At 58.3% G+C, this 2,104-nt stretch carries 3 protein-coding genes; all 3 read left to right on the top strand.

Translation table 11 applies throughout. The features are described 5' to 3' along the window. Nucleotides 1–543, top strand: a 543-nt coding sequence (locus M3436_20925; protein MDQ3566428.1) for a tetratricopeptide repeat protein, incomplete at its 5' end; no start/stop codon positions are given. 69 nt (nt 544–612) lie between these two features. Continuing rightward, on the top strand, nt 613–1,743 hold the full coding sequence (locus tag M3436_20920; protein MDQ3566427.1) for a DUF2961 domain-containing protein: 1,131 nt from the start codon (nt 613–615) through the stop codon (nt 1,741–1,743). Between the two features lie 73 nt (nt 1,744–1,816). Continuing rightward, nucleotides 1,817–2,104: FGGY family carbohydrate kinase (locus M3436_20915; protein MDQ3566426.1), on the top strand; the 288-nt coding region annotated here is incomplete at its 3' end.

Raw genomic sequence — 2,104 nt, 5'->3', positions numbered from 1 at the left:
CTTCAGGCTCAGGGGCGAGCGGATGAAGCTCTTGCCGAGTATCGTGCGGCGCTGAACCTGAAGCCAGACCTTGCCGGCATTCACAGGGAGATTGGCGACCTGTTGATGGGCGAGGGCCGAGTAACAGAGGCGCTGGAAGAATACCGGGCCGAGTTGCTCCTCCGGCCTAATGACGCGCAAGTCCATTATCGCATGGGACGCGCGCTCATCGTCTTGGGCAAGGGAGAAGACGCCGAAGCTTCGCTCAATCGAGCACTGGCTTTAGGAGGCAGCCCCCCCGCGGCGCACAAAGAGCTGGGGAGGATTTACGTGAATCGCGGCCAGCCAGCCAAAGCTGTGCAATCGCTTTCCACATACTTAAAATCGGCGGCGAACGATGCGCTCGCTCACTATCTCCTGATGCGGGCGTATCGCGCGCTAGGCGACGCGGCGGCGGCGGAACGTCACCTCGCGAAGCATAAAAGTTTGTCGGATGACGAAAAACAACGGGCCTCAGCCCGAGAGGCCTTATCACTTTTTAGCCGAGGCAAGAAGCCTGAGTAGTGAAACGATTTTCCAAGTAAAGGGAGACTCATGCGAAACACTATTGTCTGCTCAATGTTTGTCTTGTGCTTGATCACCCTCACCGGGATCAGCGTCCGCGCGCAAAGCTCGGACGACCTTTCCCGCCTGCCGTACATGAAGTCCTACACGATAGAGCGCCTCTCTTCCTACGACCGCGCCGGTGCCAACGATGACGGGGGGCGGAAGAACGCCATCAAGCCGGGGGAGACGCGCACCATCGGCGACGCGCAAGGCCCCGGCATCATCACCCACATGTGGTTCACCATCGACGCGCCGGAACACTACCATCTAAAGAAGATCGTTCTGCGCATCTACTGGGATGGTGAACAACTTCCGGCGGTCGAAGTCCCCATCGGCGACTTCTTCGGCTTGGGCTTGGGCGAGTACTTTATGTATGAGTCAGGGCCGCTTTCCGTCGGCTCACAGAAGGCGCTCAACAGCTACTTCCCGATGCCGTTTCGCAAGTCGGCGCGCATCACGATCACCAACGAGGGCAGCCGGGCGATCTCGGCTTTCTACTACAACATCGACTGGCAAAAGCATCAAAGCCTGCCGGAAGACGTCGCTTACTTTTACGCCGAGTATCGTCAGACGACGCCGACGCCCGGCTGGACCGCGGACTGGACGCTGAACGCGGATGCCAAGATCAATAACCAGCCGAACCTCGACGGGGCGAAGAACTACACGATCCTTGAAACCGAAGGGCGCGGGCATTATGTCGGCGTCACACACAGCATTTTACAGAATCAGGGTGATTGGTGGGGCGAAGGCGACGAAATGATCTTCATTGACGATAAGGCGAAGCCTTACATCACCGGGACGGGCTCGGAGGATTACTACCTCGGCGCTTGGTGTTATGGCGGTTGCGGCATTTCGCCGTTCGGCACAGCGTATCCGACGTTCGCTTACAAAAATTACGGCAACCCGGTCAATGGCGGGGACAACCGCGGGTCGAAGTGGATGGTCTATCGCTTTCATACGGACTCGCCGGTCCCGTTTCAGAAGTACTTTAAGATGACTATCGAACACGGCCATGCCAATCATCGCTCGGATAATTTCTACACCGTGGCCTACTGGTACCAGCAGGGCCCCCACAGGCTTCGTAAGCCGCTCCCGCCGGTCGAAGAGCGCCTCCCGCGCATGATGAACGTCGAGGGGCCGACCGTCGGCAAGCCGTAGTGATCAGTCTGTATCCGGAGCGTAAGTGTACGGCGGCTGTGTAGAGCCGGGACAGTGTGCGGTAGATCGATCAATGAACATGAACAAAAGTGTAGAACCTGAGTACGTGATCGGTGTGGATGTCGGGACAGGCAGCGCACGTTCAGGGATCTTCGACTTGCATGGGTACATGGTCGCTACCGCCCAACATCCGATCCAGATGTTTCGCCCGCATGAAGATCATGTCGAACAGTCCTCGCGTGACATTTGGAGTGCGGTCTGTACATCCGTGCGCGCGGCAATGGACAAGGGCGCGGTGAGTCCTGAACTGGTTGTCGGCATCAGTTTCGACGCCACGTGCTCGCTCGTCGCGCTCGACGAG

Source organism: Pseudomonadota bacterium (genome assembly GCA_030859565.1).
Taxonomy (GTDB): Bacteria; Pseudomonadota; Gammaproteobacteria; order JACCXJ01; family JACCXJ01; genus USCg-Taylor.
This window is presented reverse-complemented; position numbering and strand designations above follow the sequence as displayed.